Annotated in this window: 15 protein-coding genes; 9 read left to right on the forward strand and 6 right to left on the reverse strand. The window is 66.2% G+C overall.

What is annotated here, in order from left to right; genetic code table 11:
- The first annotated feature begins 9 nt into the window (after positions 1 to 9).
- From K32_RS07280 to K32_RS07290, 3 genes are read left to right on the forward strand one after another with little or no spacing between them, the layout of a single operon-like run.
- The gene (locus K32_RS07280) at positions 10 to 1,542 is read left to right on the forward strand and encodes a sugar ABC transporter ATP-binding protein (protein ID WP_201403378.1); all 1,533 of its coding nucleotides are present in this window, start codon (positions 10 to 12) and stop codon (positions 1,540 to 1,542) included.
- On the forward strand, positions 1,539 to 2,543 hold the full coding sequence (locus tag K32_RS07285; RefSeq protein WP_201403379.1) for an ABC transporter permease: 1,005 nt from the start codon (positions 1,539 to 1,541) through the stop codon (positions 2,541 to 2,543). The genes K32_RS07280 and K32_RS07285 overlap by 4 nt, the downstream gene beginning before the upstream one ends.
- Before the next feature lie 60 nt (positions 2,544 to 2,603).
- Complete coding sequence (locus K32_RS07290; RefSeq protein WP_201403380.1) at positions 2,604 to 3,548, forward strand: ABC transporter substrate-binding protein; 945 nt, start codon at positions 2,604 to 2,606, stop codon at positions 3,546 to 3,548.
- 400 nt (positions 3,549 to 3,948) lie between these two features.
- Here K32_RS07290 and K32_RS07295 read toward each other — a convergent pair whose 3' ends face one another.
- Together K32_RS07295 and K32_RS07300 are read right to left on the reverse strand one after the other, a co-directional pair.
- On the reverse strand, positions 3,949 to 4,401 hold the full coding sequence (locus tag K32_RS07295; protein WP_201403381.1) for an Lrp/AsnC ligand binding domain-containing protein: 453 nt from the start codon (positions 4,399 to 4,401) through the stop codon (positions 3,949 to 3,951).
- 30 nt (positions 4,402 to 4,431) lie between these two features.
- A complete protein-coding gene (locus K32_RS07300; RefSeq protein WP_201403382.1) occupies positions 4,432 to 5,241 on the reverse strand; it encodes an alpha/beta fold hydrolase in 810 nt (269 codons plus the stop codon).
- 152 nt (positions 5,242 to 5,393) lie between these two features.
- Here K32_RS07300 and putA point away from each other — a divergent pair, with 152 nt between their 5' ends.
- Positions 5,394 to 8,489, forward strand: a complete 3,096-nt coding sequence (gene putA, locus K32_RS07305) for a bifunctional proline dehydrogenase/L-glutamate gamma-semialdehyde dehydrogenase PutA (protein ID WP_201403383.1) — start codon at positions 5,394 to 5,396, stop codon at positions 8,487 to 8,489.
- A gap of 200 nt (positions 8,490 to 8,689) precedes the next feature.
- Positions 8,690 to 10,654 (forward strand): potassium transporter Kup, encoded by a 1,965-nt coding sequence (locus tag K32_RS07310; RefSeq protein ID WP_201403384.1) that lies wholly within the window; start codon positions 8,690 to 8,692, stop codon positions 10,652 to 10,654.
- Positions 10,655 to 10,753: 99 nt separating this feature from the next.
- Here the strand turns inward: K32_RS07310 and K32_RS07315 are convergent, their stop codons facing one another.
- Positions 10,754 to 11,812 (reverse strand): hypothetical protein, encoded by a 1,059-nt coding sequence (locus tag K32_RS07315; RefSeq protein ID WP_201403385.1) that lies wholly within the window; start codon positions 11,810 to 11,812, stop codon positions 10,754 to 10,756.
- Positions 11,813 to 12,170: 358 nt separating this feature from the next.
- Here K32_RS07315 and K32_RS07320 point away from each other — a divergent pair, with 358 nt between their 5' ends.
- Entirely contained in the window at positions 12,171 to 12,515 is a 345-nt protein-coding gene (locus tag K32_RS07320; RefSeq protein ID WP_201403386.1) for a YciI family protein, read from the forward strand.
- A gap of 151 nt (positions 12,516 to 12,666) precedes the next feature.
- Here the strand turns inward: K32_RS07320 and K32_RS07325 are convergent, their stop codons facing one another.
- The 3 genes from K32_RS07325 to K32_RS07335 are packed head-to-tail and all read right to left on the reverse strand — an operon-like array spanning position 12,667 to position 15,240.
- Positions 12,667 to 13,890 (reverse strand): MFS transporter, encoded by a 1,224-nt coding sequence (locus tag K32_RS07325; RefSeq protein WP_201403387.1) that lies wholly within the window; start codon positions 13,888 to 13,890, stop codon positions 12,667 to 12,669.
- Positions 13,890 to 14,303 (reverse strand): SET domain-containing protein, encoded by a 414-nt coding sequence (locus K32_RS07330; RefSeq protein ID WP_201403388.1) that lies wholly within the window; start codon positions 14,301 to 14,303, stop codon positions 13,890 to 13,892. Before K32_RS07330 ends, K32_RS07325 begins: the two co-directional genes overlap by 1 nt.
- Before the next feature lie 4 nt (positions 14,304 to 14,307).
- On the reverse strand, positions 14,308 to 15,240 hold the full coding sequence (locus tag K32_RS07335; protein WP_201403389.1) for a hypothetical protein: 933 nt from the start codon (positions 15,238 to 15,240) through the stop codon (positions 14,308 to 14,310).
- A gap of 305 nt (positions 15,241 to 15,545) precedes the next feature.
- Here K32_RS07335 and K32_RS07340 point away from each other — a divergent pair, with 305 nt between their 5' ends.
- The 3 genes from K32_RS07340 (at position 15,546) to K32_RS07350 (ending at position 21,929) form a co-directional block, all read left to right on the forward strand.
- The gene (locus K32_RS07340) at positions 15,546 to 17,759 is read left to right on the forward strand and encodes a bifunctional diguanylate cyclase/phosphodiesterase (RefSeq protein ID WP_201403390.1); all 2,214 of its coding nucleotides are present in this window, start codon (positions 15,546 to 15,548) and stop codon (positions 17,757 to 17,759) included.
- 657 nt (positions 17,760 to 18,416) lie between these two features.
- Positions 18,417 to 19,661: a winged helix-turn-helix domain-containing protein gene (locus K32_RS07345; protein WP_201403391.1), complete on the forward strand. Its 1,245-nt coding sequence runs from the start codon at positions 18,417 to 18,419 to the stop codon at positions 19,659 to 19,661.
- Between the two features lie 120 nt (positions 19,662 to 19,781).
- On the forward strand, positions 19,782 to 21,929 hold the full coding sequence (locus K32_RS07350; protein WP_201403392.1) for a bifunctional diguanylate cyclase/phosphodiesterase: 2,148 nt from the start codon (positions 19,782 to 19,784) through the stop codon (positions 21,927 to 21,929).
- Positions 21,930 to 21,943 lie beyond the last annotated feature (14 nt).

Below are 21,943 nucleotides of genomic sequence, written 5' to 3' on the forward strand. Positions count from 1 at the left end.
GGGAGAGACATGGTAACGCCTACGCAACCGGCTCTCCTTGAGGCCGTAGGAATTTCGAAATCGTTCGGACCCGTCGAGGTGCTGGGAGACATCAACCTGTCTCTCGTGCCCGGCGAGGTCCACGCCATCATCGGCGAGAACGGTGCCGGAAAATCCACGTTGATGAAGATCCTCGCCGGCCATCTGCCGCCGACGAAGGGAGAACTTCGGATTGACGGGCAGTCGGTCGTCATGGCCGGCCCCGTCGACGCCGAACATCGCGGCATAGTCCTGGTGCACCAGGAGATCCTGCTCGCGCCCGATCTGACCGTGGCGCAGAACATCTATCTCGGCCGCGAGCTCCGCAAGGGCCTGACGCTCGACGATAAGGCGATGAACCAGGGCGCGGCGGACGCCGTCCGCGCGCTCGGCATCGACATCGACCCGACGACCGTCGTCGGCCGGCTCTCGATCGCGCAGCGCCAGCTGGTGCAGATCGCCCGCGCTTTGCTGGTGCCGCACCGGGTCGTCATCTTCGACGAGCCGACTGCCTCGCTGACGCTGACCGAGACCGACGCGCTGCTGCGCGTCATCCTCGACATCAAGAAGAAGGGCGCCGCCGTCCTTTACATCTCGCACCGCCTGCCGGAGGTGAAGGAGATCGCCGACCGGGTGACGGTGCTGCGCGACGGCAAGCTGATCACTACGCGTCCGGCCGAGGGGCTGGAAGCCGTCGACATGGCGCGGCTGATGGTCGGCCGCGACGTCGCCAAGCTCTATCCTGATCGCGTCGCCACCGCGGCCACCGGCTATGCGCTGGAGGTCGAGGGCCTGGACGTGCCCGGCTATGCGCACGACGCCTCGTTCAAGCTCCGCCAGGGCGAGATCCTCGGCTTCGCCGGGCTGGTCGGCGCCGGCCGCACTGAACTGCTCGAAGGCGCGGTCGGCCTGCGCCCGGCGCATGGCAAGGTGAAGCTGAACGGCAAGCCGGTGAATTTCGTCAGCGTCCGCGACAGCATGCGCGCCGGCATCGTCTATCTGAGCGAGGACCGGAAGGGCAAAGGCCTGCTGCTCGCGCAGAATCTCGGCATCAACCTGACGCTGGCGGCCCTCGGCCAGTTCCTGCGCGGCATGCTGATCGATCGCCGCAAGGAAGCGAAGGCGCTCGACGACTCGATCGCCGAATTCGACATCCGTACGCGCAACAAGGACCTGCTCGCCGGGCAGCTCTCCGGCGGCAACCAGCAGAAGCTGCTGCTCGCCAAGATGATGCTGCTCGATCCGAAGATCGTCATCATCGACGAACCGACCCGCGGCATCGACATCGGCACCAAGGAACAGATCTACAAGTTTATCGCCGAGCTCGCGGAGAGCGGAAAATCGGTCATCGTCATCTCGTCCGAGATGCAGGAGGTGATCGGCATCTGCGACCGCATCCTCGTCATGCGCAACGGGCGCATCGTCGGCGAGGTGGCGGGCGACCGCATGACCGAGGACGAGATCGTCGTCCTCGCAACGGGTGTTACATCGAGGGAGGCCGCCTCGATGGCGGAACACGCATGACCGATACCACGGCAAACAAATCAGCCGCGCGTCGATCGCTCGGCGACATCGATCTCCGGGCCGTCGCGCCCTTCGTCGCGCTGGCTTTCCTGCTGGTGCTTGGCGCGCTGGTGAACCCGAACTTCATAGGCGTCGACAACCTGCTCAACGTGCTGACGCGCAGCGCCTTCATCGCGATCATCGCGGTCGGCGCCACCTTCGTCATCTCGGCCGGCGGCCTCGACCTGTCGGTCGGCGCCATGTCGGCCTTCGTCGCCGGCGTCATGATCCTGTTCATGAATACCGGCGTCGTCGACGGCCAGATCCCGATGCTCGTCGTCGCCATGCTGCTGGCGGTCAGCGTCGGCGCGCTTTGCGGCCTCGCCAACGGCGTCATCACCACGGCCGGCCGGATCGAGCCCTTCATCGTCACGCTCGGCACGATGGGCATTTTTCGCGCGCTCACGATCTATCTCGCCGAGGGCGGCTCGATCGCCATGAAGGCGCCGGATCTGCGCGCCGCCTATCGCCCGGTCTATTTCGGCAACCTCTTCGGCGTGCCGATCCCGATCCTCGTCATCCTCGCGGTCGCGCTGATCGGCGCCTTCCTGCTCTACAGGACGGCGTTCGGCCGGCACGTCATCGCCGTCGGCTCGAACGAGGACGTCGCCCGCTATTCCGGCATCCCGGTCAACCGCGTCCGCACGCTGACCTATGTCATCCAGGGCGTCTGCGTCGCCATCGCCGTGCTCGTCTACGTGCCGCGCCTCGGCGCCGCCACGCCGACGACCGGCCTGCTCTGGGAGCTGCAGGCGATCACGGCGGTCGTCATCGGCGGCACCGCGCTCAAGGGCGGCGTCGGCCGCATCTGGGGCACGATCTGCGGCGCGCTCATTCTCGAAGTGGTCGGCAACATCATGGTGCTGTCCAACTTCGTCAGCGAATACCTCATCGGAGCCGTTCAGGGCGCGATCATCATCATCGCGATGCTGGTCCAGCGTTCGCTCGTTCGGAAGCGGTGAGGGGAGAAGGGGGAGTTCAATCCCCCAAGTTGCACTGACTGACTAAAAAGGGAGAGAGAAATGCGTAAGCTTCTACTTGGATCCGTCGCGGCGGGCCTCATGCTCGTCGCCGGTTTCGCCCAGGCGCAGGAAACCAAGACGATCGCTGTCTCGATTCCGGCTGCCGACCATGGCTGGACCGGCGGCGTCGTCTACCACGCCCAGGAGCAGGCCAAGCGCCTCGAGCAGCGCTATCCGGGCCTCAAGGTCATCGTCAAGACGTCGCCGGATGGCGCGTCGCAGGCGAACGCCCTGCAGGACCTGACCACGCAGGGCATCGACGCCCTGGTCACCCTGCCGCACAATTCCGACGAGCTGACGGATCCGATCCGCCAGGTCAAGGACAAGGGCGTGTTCATCACGGTCGTCGATCGCGCGCTCACCGACAACACGGTCGCCGACCTCTACGTCGCCGGCAACAACCCGGCGCTCGGCCGCGTCGCCGGCGAGTACATCAAGGAAAAGCTGAACGGCAAGGGTAACGTCGTCGTCATCCGCGGCCTGCCGATCGTCATCGACGAAGAGCGCAACAAGGGCTTCGACGAGGGCATCGCCGGCAGCGAGATCAAGGTTCTCGATCGCCAGTTCGGCAATTGGAGCCGTGACGACGCGTTCAAGGTCATGCAGGACTACCTGGCCAAGTTCCCGCAGATCGACGCGGTCTGGACCCAGGACGACGACATGGCCGTCGGCGTGCTCGAGGCCATCAACCAGGCCAAGCGCGAAGACATCCAGTTCGTCATCGCCGGTGCCGGCATGAAGGACATGATCAAGAAGGTCATGGACGGCGACAAGATGATCCCGGTCGACATCCTCTATCCGCCGGCGATGGTCGCCGTCGCGATGGACCTGACGGCCGCCGGTCTCTACGACCACCTGCCGGTCCGCGGCAACTACATCCTCGACGCCACGCTGGTGACGAAGGACAACGCCAAGGACTTCTACTACCCCGACTCGCCGTTCTAATCGGATCGGCCTGACCGGAACCTGGCCCTCTCCCGCGCCGCGGGGGAGGGCTTTTTGTTGGGATTCTTTTGGGGATGTCCCGCGTGCCGGCGGCTCAGGCTCGCCGTGCTGCCAGCCCCAACCTCGCCGTCATCCCGGGCTTGACCCGGGATCCATGCAGCCGCGACATGGGGAGGCTCGCAGGTCCCCAGGACCTGGAGGCGCGGAGGACGTCTTTGCTGAACAAGGCCCCAACATGCTGAGGAGGCCCGAAGGGCCGTCTCGAAGCACGCAGAGCGCGGATGCGATGGATGAGTTGCCCTTATGCCGTGCGTCCTTCGAGACGCCATGCTTGCGCAAGGCTCCTCAGGATGTTGGATATCGGAGCGTTGCACGATCTGCCACTTGCGGCGTCCCCCGCCTAAAGCGGCAACAAATCCGTGTTCTTCACCTCCTCCATCACGGCGTAGGTATGCGTCTCGCGCACGCCGGGGAGCGACAGCAGGCTGTCGGAGAGGAAGGCGCGGTAGGCGTTCATGTCGCTGACGCGGGCCTTGATCAGATAGTCGAAGCCGCCCGCCACCATGTGGCATTCCATCACCTCCGACGCGCGGCGGACGGCGGTGGCGAAATGGTCGAACACGTCCGGCGTCGTGCGGTCGAGCTTCACCTCGACGAAGACGAGCAGGCCGAGATCCAGCTTCTCCGCCGAAAGGCGCGCGTGATAGCCCTCGATGTAGCCCTCGCGGGTCAGCCGCTTGACGCGGTCGGCGGTCGCGGTCGGCGACAGGTTGACCTTGGCGGCGAGCTCCAGCGTGGTGATGCGGCCATCCGCCTGCAGGGCCTTCAGGATGGCGCGGTCGATGCGGTCCATGCGGTTCGGGTCTTTCTCGAATGAATGCGGTCAGTCGGAGGGCAGGGTCGCCAGGAAGTCGAGGACCTCGGCGTTGAAAAGGTGCGGCCGCTGCAGCGGCGCGAAATGGGTGACGCCTTCGAGGAGGCGCAGGCGGGCGCGCGGAAGGGTCCGGGCCAGATATTCGGCATGCTCGGTCTTGATGAACTCATCGTCCGTGCTTTGCAGGACGAGGACCGGCGCGTCGATCCCGGCGAGGTCGGCGGGGCTGTAGTCGGGGAGCGTCCGCTGCATGACGCCGACCGCCTCGGAGAAGGCCTTGAAATCGTCCGGCGTCACGGAAAGCGCCGCATAATCCGCGACATGACGGCTGAAACAGTTATCGATCACCGACGTCGGAACGAAGGGCTTGGTGCCGCTCGCATCGACGTTGCAGGCGAAGAAGAGCACGCCGGAAACCCGCTCCGGATGGCTGCGCGCCAGCGCGAGCCCGGCGCAGGCGCCGTCGCTCCAGCCGACGATCGCCGCTTTCGGCATTTCCAGCTCGTCCATCACCGCGAGGACATCGGCGGCCAGCAGGTCGTACGAGTAGGGCTGACCATCGCGCGTGCTGCGGCCATGGCCACGGCTGTCGATGACGGTGACGGCGTAACCGGCCTCGACCAGCGCCGGCACCTGGTAGCCCCAATTGCCGCTATTCCCGAGCCCGCCATGCAGCAGGATCACCGGCGCGCCGCTGCCGAACTGCGCCTGCCAGATGCGGGCGCCACGATGCGCCACATAGCCCTGCCGTCCTGTCAGCGGCAGCGGGGCGGCACCCTGCGCCGCGAAGCGAGCGAGATCGTCGTCGGTGATGGTCATCGGAGCATCCATCGGCTTGTGGCGGGAAGGATAGTGAAAATCACGGCAGAGACGAATCTTGCCGAGATAATCACGGTTTTGGCTGGCATCAAACCCCAAAGCAGCGCTTCCGGAGGCGATAGAGTGCGGCCAACGCCATTCCGGAGCCTTTCATGCCGACCGCCGCCTACGAACCCTTCCGCGCCCCCTATGCCGGTGACGACGCCGCGCTGATCCGCCACGCGATCCGTGGCGCCATGCTCGACGCCAGCGCCGAGACACGCATCGACCGGCGCGCCACAGCCTTCATCGAGGCGATCCGCGGTCAGTCCGGCGCCGTCGGCGGCATCGAGGATTTCTTGCGCGAATTTGGCCTTTCGACCCGCGAGGGGCTGGCGCTGATGGTGCTGGCCGAGGCGCTGCTGCGCGTGCCGGACGCGGCGACGCAGGACCGCCTGATCGAGGACAAGCTCGGCGGCGCCGACTGGAGCGAGCATAGCGGCAAGGCGGAGGGCTGGTTCGTCTCCGCGTCTACCTGGGCGCTCGGCCTTTCGGCCCGCATCGTGACGCCGACCGACAGCGCCGACGGCATCATCGCCGGCCTCGTCAAGCGCCTGGGCACGCCCACCGTACGCACCGCGACGCGCCAGGCGATGCGCTTCCTCGGCTATCACTTCGTGCTGGGCCAGACGATCCAGGATGGATTGAAGCGCGCCAAGACCTTGGAAAAGCAGGGCTTCCGCTATTCCTACGACATGCTGGGCGAGGGCGCCCGCACGGCCGAGGACGCGCAGCGCTACTTCGACAGCTACGCCATGGCGATCGATGCCATCGGCAAGGGCGCCGGCAAGAAGGCGCTGCCCGACCGTCCCGGCATCTCGGTCAAGCTCTCGGCGTTGCATCCGCGCTACGAGGCCACCAACCATGCTCGCGTCATGGCGGAGCTGGTGCCGCAGCTGGTGAAGCTGGCCGGGCAGGCCAAGTCCTACGACCTGAACTTCACTGTCGACGCCGAGGAGGCGGACCGGCTGGAGCTGTCGCTCGACGTGATCGCGGCGGCGCTCGCCGATCCCTCGCTCGCCGGCTGGGACGGCTTTGGTCTCGCCATCCAAGCCTATCAGAAGCGCGCCGCCGCCGTGATCGACTGGATCGGCGAGCTGGCGAAGACGCTCGATCGCAAGCTGATGGTCCGCCTGGTCAAGGGCGCCTATTGGGACACCGAGGTGAAGCGGGCGCAGGAGCGCGGGCTCGACGACTATCCCGTCTTCACCCGCAAGGCGGCGACCGACCAGAACTATCTTTGTTGCGCGCGAAAACTGCTGGATCTGCGGCCGCGCATCTTCCCGCAATTCGCCACCCACAATGCGCTGACCGTCGCGACTATCCTCGAGATGGCCGGCGAAGCGAGCGGCTTCGAGCTGCAGCGCCTGCACGGCATGGGCGAGGCGCTGCACAAGGCGGTGCATGAGAGCGTACCGACCGTCTCGACCCGCATCTACGCGCCCGTCGGCGGCCATCGCGACCTGCTCGCCTATCTCGTCCGCCGCCTGCTCGAAAACGGCGCGAACTCTTCGTTTGTCGCGGTGGTCGGCGATCGCTCGGTGCCGATCGCGAACCTGCTCCACCGCCCGGACACGACGCTGGAAGGCGGCGCGCGCGCCCGCAACCGCAACTTGGCCCTGCCGGCGGATCTCTATGGCGCGAGCCGGCGCAACTCGGCCGGGCTCGAATTCGGCCATGCCGCGACACTGGCGGCGCTGGTCGAGGGCATGAAGGCGGAGGACGGCACGGCGCTGGTGGCCAAGCCGGTGGTGGCGACGCCGCTCGAAGACGGCAAGCCGCAGCCGGTGCTGAGCCCGGTCGACGGACGGACGGTGGTCGGATCCGTCGTTTCCCTGCCCGAGGATGCCGTCGACGCCGTCATGCAGGCGGGACTGAAGGGTTTTCGCGCCTGGCAGGCGACGCCGGTCGAGGAGCGCGCCGCCGCGCTCGAAAAGATGGCGGATCTGCTGGAGGCGAACCGTGACCGGCTGATGAGCCTGCTCGCCCGCGAGGCCGGCAAGACGCTGGCCGACGGGCTGTCGGAAGTGCGCGAAGCGACGGATTTCTGCCGTTTCTACGCCGCCGAGGCGCGCCGGCATTTCGGCCAGCCGATCCGCATGCCGGGGCCGACCGGCGAGCGCAACGAGTTGCAATATCGTGGTCGCGGCGTCTTCGTCGCGATTTCGCCCTGGAACTTCCCGCTCGCGATCTTCCTCGGTCAGGTGACGGCGGCGCTCGCGGCCGGCAACGCGGTCGTCGCCAAGCCGGCCGAGCAGACGCCGGTCATCGCCTTCGAGGCGATCCGGCTGCTGCACGAGGCGGGCGTGCCCGTCGCGGCCTGTCAGCTGGCACCCGGCGACGGCAAAATCGGCGCCCGTCTTGTAAACCATCCGTTAACCGCGGGCGTCGCCTTCACCGGCTCGACCGAGACGGCCTGGTCGATCAACCGCTCGCTCGCCGCGAAGCAGGGACCGATCGTGCCGCTGATCGCCGAGACCGGTGGCTTGAACGCCATGATCGTCGACGCGACGGCGCTGCCGGAGCAGGTGACCGACGACGTCGTCGCCTCCGCCTTCCGCTCGGCCGGCCAGCGCTGCTCGGCGCTGCGCATCCTCTATCTGCAGGAGGATGTCGCCGACCGCATGCTGGAGATGATCGAAGGCGCCGCCGCCGAGCTCAAGGTCGGTGATCCGCGCGATCCGAAGACCGATCTCGGCCCGGTGATCGATGCCGAGGCGAAGGGCAATCTCGACCGCCACCTCGCGGCGATGCGGAAGACGGAGACCGTTCGCTTCGAGGGCAGGGTGCCCAACGCCGGGACCTATGTCGCGCCTGCCATCATCGAGCTCAGGGAGGCGAAGACGCTCGACCGCGAGGTGTTCGGGCCGATCCTGCATGTGGTGCGCTGGAAGGCGAAGGAGCTCGACAGGGTGATCGCTTCCGTCGCCGCCACCGGCTACGGCCTGACGCTCGGCATCCACAGCCGCATCGACGAGACGGTCGACGCCATCGTGGAAAAGCTCGCCGTCGGCAATGTCTATGTGAACCGCAATGTCATCGGCGCCGTCGTCGGCACCCAGCCCTTCGGCGGCTCCGGCCTCTCCGGCACGGGCCCGAAGGCGGGCGGGCCCAACTATCTGCTCCGCTTCGCCGAGGAGCAGGTGATCTCGGTCAACACCGCGGCCGCCGGCGGCAACGCCTCGCTGATGGCGATGGCGGACGGCTAGGCAGATAACGGTGATGCGGGCGGGACCGGCATCCCGCCCGTTCTGCCGACGTTTTGGGGATGTGACGGCGCGGCGCGGCTGCTATGATCGCCCTGACGTCGGGGATTGCGCCGTTTTGACCGTGCGCGTTGTGCGCCACACGCCATCTGCTATAAGCACGCGCGGCCGCCAGCGGGTGCGGTGAATGAGATGACCAGTTCATGGCTCTGAATGCTCCGGGTTCCGGCACCGGGACCCCAACTCCGGATGTGGCCCATGAAGCGCCACCCGGAACCGCCTCCGAGGAAAGTGGCGGCGCAGCGGTAGCTCATGCTGGGTTCTTCACCCTCGCGCTCGGTTCGGTCGGCGTCGTCTATGGCGACATCGGCACCAGCGTCATCTACGCGCTGCGCGAGGCGCTGCATGCGGCCGAGCGGGCGCATGGCGATCTCTACCGCGAGGACGTGATCAGCGTCATTTCGCTGATCATCTGGACGCTCACGATCATCGTGACGCTCAAATACGTCGTCATCCTGCTGCGCGCCGACAACAATGGCGAGGGCGGCACGCTTTCGCTGATGGCGCTGGCGCTGCGCGCGACGGGTCGATCGGCCCCCATCATCTTCGTGCTCGGCGTCGCCGGCGCGGCGCTGTTCTACGGCGACGCGGTGATCACGCCGGCGATCTCGGTGCTATCGGCCGTGGAGGGCCTGACGCTCGTCACGCCCGCCTTCGATGGCTACGTCATCCCGATCACCATCGTCATCATCACCGCGCTCTTCCTGGTCCAGCGCTACGGCACCGCCAAGGTCGCCGCCTGGTTCGGGCCGATCACCGCCCTCTGGTTCATCGTCATGACCATCGGCGGCTTCATGCACATCGCCGACGATCCCGGCATCTTCGCAGCCCTCAATCCGTATCATGCGGTCCGCTATGTCACGACCAACGGCCATACCAGCCTGCTGGTCATCGGCGCCGCCTTCCTGTCGGTGACGGGCGCCGAGGCGCTCTATGCCGATCTCGGCCATTTCGGCCGCAAGCCGATCCAGGCCGCCTGGCTCGCCTTCGTCTTCCCGGCGCTGACCGCCAATTATCTGGGGCAGGGCGCGCTGGTGCTGGCCAACCCGGCGGCGATCAAGAACCCGTTCTACCTGCTGTTTCCGGAATGGGCGCTGCTGCCGGTCGTGCTGCTCGCGACGATGGCGACGGTGATCGCCTCGCAGGCGGTGATCTCCGGCGCCTTCTCGATGACCCGCCAGGCGATCCAGCTGAAGCTTCTGCCGCGCATGGAGATCGAGCACACGTCGGAGACGCATGCCGGCCAGATCTACATGCCGCAGGTCAATTCGATCCTGATGGTCGCCGTCCTGCTCCTCGTCATCATGTTCGGCTCGTCGAGCCGGCTTGCCACCGCCTACGGCATCTCGGTCACGGCGGAAATGGTGATCACGGCCTGCCTCGCCTTCATCGTCGTCTGGCGCTTCTGGCGCTGGCCGCTGTGGGTTTCGGTGCTGCTGATTGCGCCGTTCCTGATCATCGACCTCGTCTTCCTCGGCGCCAATCTGCTGAAGATCACGGAGGGCGGCTGGCTGCCGATCCTCTTCGCCGTCGCGATCATGGCGGTCATGCGCACCTGGGTGCGCGGCACCAAGATCCTGTTCGAGAAGAGCCGCCGCGCCGACGTGCCGCTCAGCGAGCTGGTCAAGAACCTCGAGAAGAGCAGCGTCGTCCGGGTTCCCGGCACGGCGGTGTTCCTGACCTCGGATCCGGAGACAGCGCCGTCCTCGCTGCTGCACAGCCTGAAGCACTATCGCGTGCTGCATCAGAAGAACGTGCTGCTCACCGTCGTCACCAGCAACACGCCGCATATCGACGACGCCGACCGCGTGCGGATCGAGCCGATCAACGACAGCTTCACGCGGATCTTCATGACCTTCGGCTACATGGAGACGCCGAACGTGCCGAAGGCGCTCGGCCTCTGCCGCAAGCAGGGCTGGAAGTACGACATCATGTCGACGTCGTTCTTCCTGTCGCGCCGCTCGATCAAGCCCGCGAGCCACCACCTGTTCTCGCGCATGCAGGACAAGCTGTTCATCAAGCTGGCGATCAACGCCAGCGACGCGACGGAGTATTTCCACATCCCGACCGGCCGCGTCGTCGAAATCGGCACGCAGATGTCGTTCTGATTTCCGGCATCCGGGGCGAAAAAAAGGCCGCCACGAGGCAATTCGGGCGGCCTTTTTGTTGGTTGGTGGCAGATTGTACGCACCTGTTCTGACGTTAGGTCAATCAGGAAAACCATCGTCTATGTCCCATCCGTCAGAAGGTATGGGACTAGGCAGCATTCGCCCCTCTTTCTCGATACGCCGGATGTTCTCGGCCATCCACGCAGCCTTTGCACGCTCCCTCCGCAAAGCCTCCTGGCTATAGATGTACAGGCTCAAATCTCCGGTCCAACGGCCATGGCCTTCAAGATCAAAATCGACCTTCAGACGCAGACGTTCATCAACAAGCGTTGCGTCCGGGATCCGCACGCCGAGGACCTGCCTAACATACAGCAAGGGGGGGTATTCGCTGGTTTGTCTTCCGAGCCTGGCTGGAGCGGGAATGCAGGCGAGACGTACCAGTTCGCACTTCACGAGATGCTCAAACCAGGTCGAGTCGCGTAACAATTCATAAAGCTCGGAAAGGTGGCTTCCGCCCTCCATATCGGCAAACCAGGTGCCGGTCGGCTGCTCAAGGACCATCTCAAAGGTCTGGTTCCAGTACTCTTCTCCGAAGATCATCTTGCCGGTGTGTCGGTTCATTCCCGCCAGCTCGGACGCTGGCCGGCGGCGGGCATCGGGCAGCCATTGAAACGCCATGCTCCACGCTGCTCCTTCCCGAGCGACTTCTGGTGCTTCAGCAAGGAGGCCGCCGAGGCCGAGTTCACTCAGTAGAACGTATCGGGACAGCGGCGACTGAGCGTCAAAACGGCGGACGAAAGCGAAAAGATCCTCGGCGGAACCGAGCAAGAAGAACGCCAAGTGCAGGACGACGCCGGACGCATTGAAGCGGACAACTTGCCCACCAGCGACGATATTAGGCCCGATGGCAATCAGCCCGACTTCGGTCTCGATGCGCGTTCCCAAGCGGGCGAATTCGGTGTGGTCACGCCGGATGCGCTTCAGGGTTTCGGCTGGAAAGCGCACGTCATCTCGATCAACGATCCCGTCGCAACCACGGCACAACCATATTCCGTTGTCGATACCTGATCTTTGCTCTGGTGTGAGCGAAGCATCGTATCGTCTCGCGCCCTGTCCCGGCGCTGCTGCGGTGATGTGGGACGCGATACCGACGTTCATAAATGAAGCAGGCGACTCGTCGCTAGGCCCAATCGTCGGCGTCTTGCAGATTGAACAGCGATGCCCTGCACGGCCTGCGAGAGCCCTCTTCGTTGCCTCAGAGAATTCGTCTCGATTTGAACTCACGATTTGGCCTCTTTGACTTGAGCTGCTGATAGTACCCTCTGCTCGCAAAACTTTCATGGATTGTGCCGTTCCGACAGCATCATCATCGAAATGAGCTGAACGGTTCCATCAGCAGCTCCATCGGCGTCGAGCCGGAGCCCGCCGGATCGGCCGTTGTCGAATTCCGCTCCGCCCGTCCGTCGTGGCAGGGAAGGCGGGGCGGAAGGCCCGGCCGTGGGCTTCAGGAGGCGTCATGACCCGGTATCTGGTCGCCATTCATCATCCCGATGACGATGACGCGGCCGCCGTCGAGGATGCGGCCATGTCGGATGCCATCGATCGGCTGAACGAGGAGATGATCGCCGCCGGCATCCGGGTGTTCGTCGGCGGATTGCGCTCGCCGGAGAGCGCGCGGTCGCTGCGGCTCAAGCCCGACGGCAAGGTGGTCGTCACCGACGGGCCCTATGTCGAGGCCAAGGAGCATATCGGCGGCTTCTGGGTGCTGGAGGCGGCCGATCTCGACGAGGCGCTGGCCTGGGGGCACAAGGCGGCGATCGCCTGTCGCGCGCCCGTCGAGGTCCGCCCGTTTCACGGCTAGAGCGTCTTCGAGCGGAGCGGATACCGGTTCGCATGAAGAAAACGCGACCCGGCAAATAGCTGGAGCGTTTCGTCGTTTCCGGCAGACGCTCCGGGATCTCCCGGCGCGACGCCGGGAGATCCGTTGGCGGTTCGGCAGGCTTGGCCCGGCCTCACTCCGCCGACGCTTCCGCCGGCTTGCGGCCCGGGCGCACCAGGAACAGCAGCAGCGCGATGAAGCCGGCCGCGACCGAGAAGGGCAGCGCCTCGGCGCCGAAGAGGTCCATCAGCAGGCCGATCGGCGTTGAGCCGATGACGGAGCCGGCCGAATAGGCCATGGCGAAGCCGGTCGAGACGACGGCGAGCCGCTGGCCGCGATAATCCTGGCCGATCAGCACGATGCCGAGCGTGTAGAGGCCGGATACCGTGCCGCCGGCGAGGAAGATCACCGGCTCGAGCAGGAACGTCCTGTCGATGACGAGCGGGAAGGCCAGCGTGCTGACGACGGCGAGCACGGCGCAGCCGATCAGCGTCAGCCGGCGGCCGTGCCGGTCGGCGAACCAGCCGAGCGCCACGATCAGCACCGCCTCGCCGAGGCTGAACACGGCGACCAGGCGCGAGGCGCCGGCGTCGGTCAGCCCGTGCGCGAGGCCATAGAGCGGCAGCAGGCTCTGCATCGCCGTCTCGCCGATGCCGGTCAGGAAGGCGGCGGCGATCAGGCTGCCGGCGAGCGTGAGGGACATCCGCAGCGTGTGGGCGTTGCCGCTCTCTTCCTCGTCCTCGACCTCGCCGACCGCCGAGCGGATCGACAGCGCCACGGCGACGCCGATGGCGAGCGGCACCATCGCGGCGACGAGCGGCAGGCTGCCGGTCGAGCCGGTGCCGCTGAGGAGCAGCGGGCCCATGAACTGGCAGGCGGCATAGAGCGTGCCCGATGCACCGACGATGCGCCCGCGATTCTTGTCGTCGACGACGCCGTTCAGCCAGATCTCCGTCGTGGTCCAGAGCGCCGAGAAGCAGGTTCCCATGACGAAGCGCGCCACGAACCAGACGACGATGTCGTCGAAGACGAGGATGGCCGCGAAGGAGGCGAGCGACAGCGCGAACTGCGCCGCCACCAGCAGGCGAAGGCCCATCCGGTCGATCAGCCAGGGCACGAAGGGGCCGAAGATCAGGATGCCGGCGCCGGCGATCGAGGCATTGAGGCCGATCAGCCAGGTGGCGATGCCCTTCTTTTCCAGCGCGAGCGAGAAGAACGGATAGGAATAGCCGAACAGCAGCGCCTCGATGCCGATCAGCAGCAGGATGCCGGCGACGCGCCAGTAGCGGGTTCGCGCGACGGTGGACTTGGAGGCGGCAGGCTTCGCAGCGGCAGACTTGGTATCTTGGGACGGCATCAGATCTCGCAGAGAGGCTCGGGGCACCAGCACCGGATACCCTGCGGCACCAGGTCGAACGTCCGGTAGTCGGCGGTCAGTTCCTCGCCTTCCTGGATCTCGCGATCGGCGAAGACATAGAGCTGATCCTCCACCCGCGTGTTCGGGTGGCAGGAATGGTTGAGGAAGTCGATGCCGGCGGGCTCTTCCATCGGCAGCAGGCAGAGCAGCTTGCGGCCGATCAGCTTCAGATGCACCGACTGGCGCCACCAGTAGTCGTCGAGCTCGTCCTGCTTGTCGAGATCGATCAAGAGCGCCTTGCCGTCGAAGAAGCCGAGCAGCGTATCCTTCGGGATGACGGCGCTGGCGTGGATCGTCTTGTGATCGTCGCTGATCGCGCGGACCTCGATGACCTCGTCGTTCGTGTAGCTCATGCGATCACTTCCTGAAGTCGAAAGCTGGGATACCGCCGGACTGTCCGTCGCGGCTTGCCTGGTAGCGTTGTCCGTCGAATAGCGCGGCGAGCCAGCGCTCGCAAAGCCGGTTCGCATAGACGATGGGCATTTCGTGGTCGTGCGGCTCCTTGGCGAGCTCGGCGAACACCGGATCGTTGTGCGGCGCCGTCCAGGATTGCTGGTCGTCCGAAAGATGGACCGCGCGCTCGAAGGTCGCGGAGATCTTCTGGTAGCCCTGGATGGTGTTGATCGACATCTTCTGCCAGGCGGTGGCGCATTTGTGTAAGAGCCGCTCCAGCTCGCGCCGCTCGGTGACCTCGTGCGGCGCGCAGTGGAAATGGCGCTGGCAGAGGTCGCGCACCAGCATGCCGAAGGCGAAGGCGTCGGACGTCGTGTTGATGGCGAGGAACGGCGTGCTCAGCGCCGGGTCGTAGAGCGGGTCGGCGACGACGGCGGCATGCGGGCAGAAGGCGACCGGGAAGAACTCGTAGACGGTCGGGATCCCCGTCACCGGGCAGGTGACCTCGAACGGGATCGCCACGGTCTCGCTGTTCACCAACGCGCCGGCGCTCTCGGCCAGGCCGGCATCGACCATGATCTGGGCGAGCAGGCGCAGTTCGTCTTCCGAATTGGTAAAGCTCCGCTGCGTCTCCACGATCGCCAGGAAGCCGGTCTTCCGGTAGTCCTCGACGTCGAGGCGGAAGGCGTTGAGCGCCTCGGAGAACTGGTAGCCGTTGCGGACATGGGCGACCGTGTAGCGGCCGAGCTGGAACTCGCGCTTGCCGGCGGAGCAGCGCAGATCCGCCTGCAGCCAGTCGTCGAATTCGCTATTCGTCGGTACTTTGGGATGAAATGGGCAACCGACAGCGCCCGAAGACGCTATCCCAGCCGAATCATCATCCGGTGGGAAGTTCATGTTGCCCCCGCAGCGCTACCCAGACTTTAAATGGACGTGATTGCATCGAAATTGGAGACATAATCAAAGCAATGTCAACCATATTATAGACAAGTCTACTGATCTATTTCCTGTGTCTCTCCGCCGGTTCCGAAGGGGAGGCGGCGGCCAGCCGACCGCATTGCATCGTGCCTTCACAGTCGCCCCCGCGCTCGGTCTGGTCGGTTCGCCAGCGATCGCTAAAATCGTCGTAAACCGGTTAAGGCCGCATAAAAGGCTGATGCCTAGGGTAGCGTCGAAAGAAAAACGAGATGGACACGCGACGCATGTCTCACCCGATCGCCGGGCGAATTACATTCAATCTGGTAGCCGGCATTGTCGTCACGATCGTGACGGTCATCTCGGGCGTCGCCTGGATGGCCTATCGCCAGAACGATCAGGCCGCTGAACAGACGCGCACGATGGTGATGGGCGGCGTCGATGCGATGCATACCCGTGTCCAGGGTCTCGCCAACGACTACTCGTGGTGGGAGGAGGCCTATGACGCCTATCTCCGCGACGACAACGCCTGGATCGAGGCGAATATCGGCACCGGCATCATCGACACCCAGATCGCCGATTTCCTGGCGATCATCTCGCCCGACCGCGAGCTGAAATATGGCTGGTGGACGCCGGCCGACGCGCCGAATTCCGAAACGGTGATGTCGCCGAAGCTGATCGCCAAGATCGAGGAGCTGATCCGCACCGCGCCGATCGAGAACAACGCGGCGCGCTCCTCCTATGTCGAGACCGCCGCCGGCACGCTGCTCTTCGCGGTGTCGCGCATCGCCCCCGTGTCGAAAGTCGACACCGTCAAGGCCGAGAATCTCCCGGTCCTGGTCATGGGCTTCTATCTGAGCAACCAGCGCCTGTCGGAGCTCGGCCGCACCTTCCTCATCAACGATCTCCGCCTCGAGCGCGAGAACCTCGACAAGCTGGACAATGATTTTCCGGAGATCCGCGACATCTATGGCGAGGTGATCGGCCGCTTCGTTTGGACGCCGCCGACGCCCGGCTTCGCGGTGCTGCGCAATGTCGTGGCGCCGATCGCCGGCGGCCTGCTGCTGTTCTGTCTGATCGCGATGTGGACCGTGCTCAGGGCGCGGCGCCTCGCCCTTTCGCAGGCGCTGAGCGAGCGCCAGGCCGTCACCGCGGCGCGCACCGACAGCCTGACCGGTCTCACCAACCGTTACGGCTTCAACGAGCTGAGCGACAGCGCCCAGTTCAGCGATGCCTGCGATGCCGGCGAGGCGGCGATCATCTATCTCGACGTCAACGGCTTCAAGTCGGTCAACGATTCGATCGGCCATGCGGGCGGCGACGAGCTGGTGGGGCTGCTCGCCGAGCGGCTGTCGATGATCCTGCCGCCCGACGCCCGCTTCGCCCGCGTCGGCGGCGACGAGTTCGCCGTGGCGCTGACCGGCCGTTCCGCCTCGGCGGCCGTCGCCGGCGTCGCGTCGGCCATGGTGCACGCGCTCGACCAGCCCTTCAGCGTCGCCGGCTTCCAGTTCCAGGTGACGGCGGCGGTCGGCTATGCCGTTTCCGACGGCAACGAGGTGACGCCGGCCGAGCTGCTGCGCCGCGCCGACCTCGCCATGTACCAGGCGAAGAACGCCGCCGAGCGCGATGCGGTGCCCTATCATTCGGGCTTGGAGACCGGCGCGCTGCACCGCAAGCGGCTCGGCATGGCGCTGCGCGGCGCCATCGAGGGCAACGAGCTCTCGGTCGCCTACCAGCCGATCGTGCGGGCGAGCGACCTCGCCATCGTCTCGGTCGAGGCGCTGGTCCGCTGGGACTCGAAGGAGTTCGGCCGCGTCTCGCCGGCCGAGTTCATCCCGGTCGCCGAGGAGACCGGCGTCATCCACGACATCGGCAAGTTCGTGTTCCAGCGCGCCTGCCAGGACATGATCGAATGGCCGGGCCTGAAGATGTCGATCAACGTCTCGCCGGCGCAGCTGCGCGATCCGAGTTTCGCCAACGATCTCGGCGCGATCGCCCGCCGGCATGACGTCGTGCCGAACCGCTTCAAGCTGGAGCTCACCGAAGGGCTCTTGGTGCGCAACCCGACCATCGCCAAGCGCAAGCTGGCGCGGCTGAAATCGATGGGCTTCGGCCTGTCGCTGGATGATTTCGGCACCGGCTTCTCCTCGATCGGCTATCTGCGCCAGTTCCCGTTCGACTGGCTGAAGATCGACAAATCCTTCATCTCGGAGCTCGGCACCAACCCGACCGCCAACGCGCTGATCCAGTCGATGATCGCGCTCGGCGACGCCATGGACATCGCCGTCGTCGCCGAGGGCATCGAGACGGTCGAGCAGCTGCAGCTGCTGCGCCTGCTGCAATGCGAGTACGTCCAGGGCTTCCACCTGGCCAAGCCGATGTCGGCGGCCGAGATCACCGCGCTTCTCGCCGGCCTCGGCGAAAGCCGGCGCCTGTTTCCCGACCTGGCGCCGCCGCCGATGCTGGACAAGGACCGCCTGATCAACCTCGTGCAGTCCTGAGTGTCTGGTCGTCTTCACCTCTCCCTGAGGGAGAGGTCGGAGCGAAGCTCCGGGTGAGGGTTTAGGAAACTCTCCGGTGAGGCCGTAAACCCTCACCCGCCGGCCTACTGCCATCGACCTCTCCCTCAGGGAGAGGTGAGAGGAGAGCGTCCTGGATTATGGGCCCAGACACCAAGGGCAGGACACCGTCGCCCCGGCGGAGGCCGGGGGCCATGAACACCGACCAGGAAAGCTTGGCCGAGCCTATCGGCCACAGGCCGGTGTGTCTGGATCCCGGCCTTCGCCGGGATGACGGCGGAGCGTGGCGCGGCCGATGGGCTTGTCCTCGCGCCATCTCAACATGAGGGCTCTGTCACCAGCTCTCCCTCCTTAGGAGATCTTCGCGTATCCCTGCCCAGCCGCCGTGCCACGCCCGATCCCCATCATCCTGAGGTGCCCGAGCGCAGCTCGGGCCTCGAAGGACGCACGGTCGAGGGGCAATCATCGATGGCACAGCCGCTCTGCGTGCTTCGAGACGGCCCTGCGGGCCTCCTCAGCATGATGAGGGTGTTGTTTGCACGGTCTCCTGAGCCGAGAGGTGAGGGGCGAGGCGGCTCGAATGGGAGTCGTCCCCCGCCCGCACTGGCTTCGGTCGGGCCGGCCTGCGATAGTCCGGTCATGACGGTGCATCCAAGTCTGATTCAGGGATCTCTTTCCGCCGACGAGGCGCGCCGCGTTGCGCTCGCGGCGCAGGGCTTCGGCGGCGGCCGCGACGCCACGCCGGCGCAGTGGCGGCGGCTCGCGCCGCTGGTCGAGCGGATGGGGCTGCTGCAGCTCGATTCGGTCAATGTGCTGGTCCGCTCGCACTACCTGCCCCTGTTCAGCCGGCTCGGCGCCTATTCCCGCGCCGCCCTCGACGAGCGCGCCTTCGCGGGCGGGGCCAAGCGGGCGCTGTTCGAATACTGGGCGCATGAGGCCTCGCTGCTGCCGCTCGACTATTACCCGCTGATGCGATGGCGGATGAAGCGCGCCGCCGCCGGGGTCGGCATCTATGGCGGGCTCGTCACCTTCGCGGCCGAAAACCCCGGTTATCTTCGCGCCGTGATCGACGAGATCGGCCGTCGCGGGCCGCTGGCGGCGAGCGAACTGGACGATCCGGGCGAGCGCAGCGGTCCCTGGTGGGGGTGGCACAAGGGCAAGACGGCGCTCGAATATCTGTTCTGGACGGGCGAGGTGGCGACGAGCCATCGGCGCGGTTTCGAGCGCATCTACGACCTCGCCGAGCGTGTCATTCCGTCTGATGTCGCCGGCGCCACCGTGCCGGACGAGGCCGATGCCATTCGCGCCCTGGCGCTTGCCGGCGCCCGCGCCCATGGCGTGGCGACGGAAATCGACATCCGCGATTATTTCCGCCTGCCCGTCGCCGAGGCGCGGCTGGCGCTGCAACAGCTGGTCGAGGAGGGGGCGCTTGCCCCGGTGCGCGTCGACGGCTGGAAGCAGCCGGCCTACTTCGCCGTCGAAACCCCGATCCCGAAACGGCTGGCGCCGACGGCGCTGCTGTCGCCGTTCGACCCGCTGGTCTGGCACCGTCCCCGCACCGAGCGGATCTTCGATTTCCACTACCGGCTGGAATTCTACACGCCGGAGCCGAAGCGGGTCTTCGGCTATTTCGTCATGCCGTTCCTGCATCGCGGCCGGCTCGAGGCGCGGGTAGACCTGAAGGCGGATCGCGCCGGCGGGCGGCTGCGGGTTCTCGGCGTCTTCGCCGAGGAGAAGCTGCGCCGGCCGGACGAGATGATCACAGCGCTGGCGCAGGAACTGCGGCGCCTGGCCGGCTGGTTGCAGCTCTCCGACATCGTCGTCGAGGCGGAGGCGCCGCTCGCCGTCACGCTCCGCGAAGCGCTGCGCACAGCCGACGCCTGATTCCGCAGCGCCCGGATATATTTTCATTCGCGTTAAGGTTGATGTGCTTGTATGCCGTTGGGGGAATTGACCTTCAGCGGTGCCATGAATCTACTTCCGCGATCGACGTTCAGATTTGCGTTGCGTATCGCCCTGCCGGTTCTTCTTGTGCTGGCGGGATCGATCGTCTTCATGATCGTCGCCCTGCAGGAAATGGCCGGCGAGGTCGACCAGATCGACGCCGCCGCGACGGAGCGTTCCGCCTCCGCCTCGCTGGCGGCGCTCCTGAAGCAGATGCGCGACGTGCATGGCGACTACGCCGTCTGGGACGACGCCGCGATCAAGCTCTACAACACCGTCGATACCGAGTTCGCCACGCGGAACTTCAAGGAATCCACCCGCTCGGCGGTGTTCTTCGATTCCGCCTATCTGCTGGACGAGAACGGGCAGCACGTCTTCGCCTATCGCCGCGGCGGCGTCGCGCCGCGCGGCCCGCTGGAGGAGTTCGGCTCGCCGCTGCAGGTGATGCTGACCGCGCTGGCGCGGAACTACACGGAATACGACGCCAAGGCCGGCCTCATGAAGGACCGCTCCGGCGCCATCACGGCGGTCGTCGTCGGTTCGATCTATCCGACCAGCAGCACGGTTGCGCGGGCGCGCGGGAAGCCGCGCCTGCTGGTGCTCGCGCACACGCTCGATGATCGGTCGATTCGTCACCTGGGGAACGATTTTGCCATCGAGGGCATGTCGCTCAGCTTCGATCCGAACTTCGCCGGCCAGCGGGTGCCGCTGATCGATCCGACCGGCAAGTCGATCGGCGCGCTGACCTGGCAGGAGCGCAGCCCCGGCAACGAGGCCTATGGGCGGGTGGCGCCCGTCGCCTATGTCACGCTCGGCCTGATCGGCACGACCATCCTTTTCCTGCTCGGCATCGGCTACGCCAATCTGGTTTCGGCGCGCCGGCGCGAGCGCCAGGCGATCCATGACGCCCATCACGACAGCCTGACCGGCCTGCCGAACCGGGCCGCGCTGACCAAGGGGCTCGATATCGCCGTCCGCCGCAACGGGACGCAGCCGCTCGCGGTGATCTTCCTGGATCTCGACGGCTTCAAGGAGGTGAACGACTCCTATGGCCATGATACGGGCGACCGGCTGCTGGAGCGCGTCGCGCGCGGGTTCAAGGCCATCTGCGGTCAGCGGGGGCTCTTGGCCCGCGTAGGCGGCGACGAGTTCGCGCTCGTGCTCGACAGCTCCGACACCGTGGCCGCCGCCGAGGAGATCGCCAACCGGCTCGTCCAGTTCCTGCAGGCGCCACTCAACATCGACGGCCGCGTGCTGACGATCGGCACCAGCGTCGGCATCGCCTTTGCCGGGGAGGGCGGGATGACGGCGGAAGAGCTGCTGCGCCGCGCCGATGTCGCGATGTACCAGGCGAAGGAACTCGGTCGCAGCCGCGTCGCGCTCTATGACCGGTCGATCGACACCGACAAGATCGAGCGCCGCGTGATCGCCGACGAATTGCGGCTCGCGCTCAAGCACAATGCGCTTCAGCTCGTCTACCAGCCGATCTACGACGCCGTGACCATGCGCCCGGCGCTGGTGGAGGCGCTGCTGCGCTGGCATCACCCGGTGCGCGGCCTGGTTGCGCCGGACCTGTTCGTCTCCGTCGCCGAGGAAATGGGGCTGATGGACGAGCTCGGCACCTGGGTCCTGCGCCATGCCTGCCGGGACGCCGTGGCGTGGCCGGAGGTCGGCCTCGCCGTCAACGTGTCGCCGGTGCAGTTCCGCAATCCCGGCTTCGACCGGATCCTCGCCACGATCCTCGCCGAGACCGGCCTGCCGCCGTCGCGGCTCGAGATCGAGATGACGGAGACCAGCCTCGTCACCTATCCCGACCGCGCCCAGAACATCGTCGCGCTGCTGCGCATTCACGGCATCAGCGTCGCGCTGGACGATTTCGGCACCGGCTATTCGTCGATCGGATATTTGAGGCGCTTCGCCTTCGACAAATTGAAGATCGATCGCTCGCTGGTCCACGGCGTCTCGGTCGACCCGGAAACGCGCCGGCTCTGCGAGGCGACGATCGCGCTGGGGCTGGCGCTCGACCTGAAGGTGACGGCGGAGGGCCTGGAGACCAAGGCCGATGTCGAGATCATGCGAGCCGCCGGCTGCTCGCATCTGCAGGGCTATTACTTCGCCCGCCCGATGGCGGCCGAGGCCGTCACCGAGCTTCTGGCACGGTCGGACGACGACGACGAACAGGCGGCCGGATCGCTGCAGCGCGCCTGACCGCCGGCTCTTCG

Origin of the sequence: Kaistia sp. 32K, assembly GCF_016629525.1 — a bacterium.
Classification (GTDB): domain Bacteria; phylum Pseudomonadota; class Alphaproteobacteria; order Rhizobiales; family Kaistiaceae; genus Kaistia.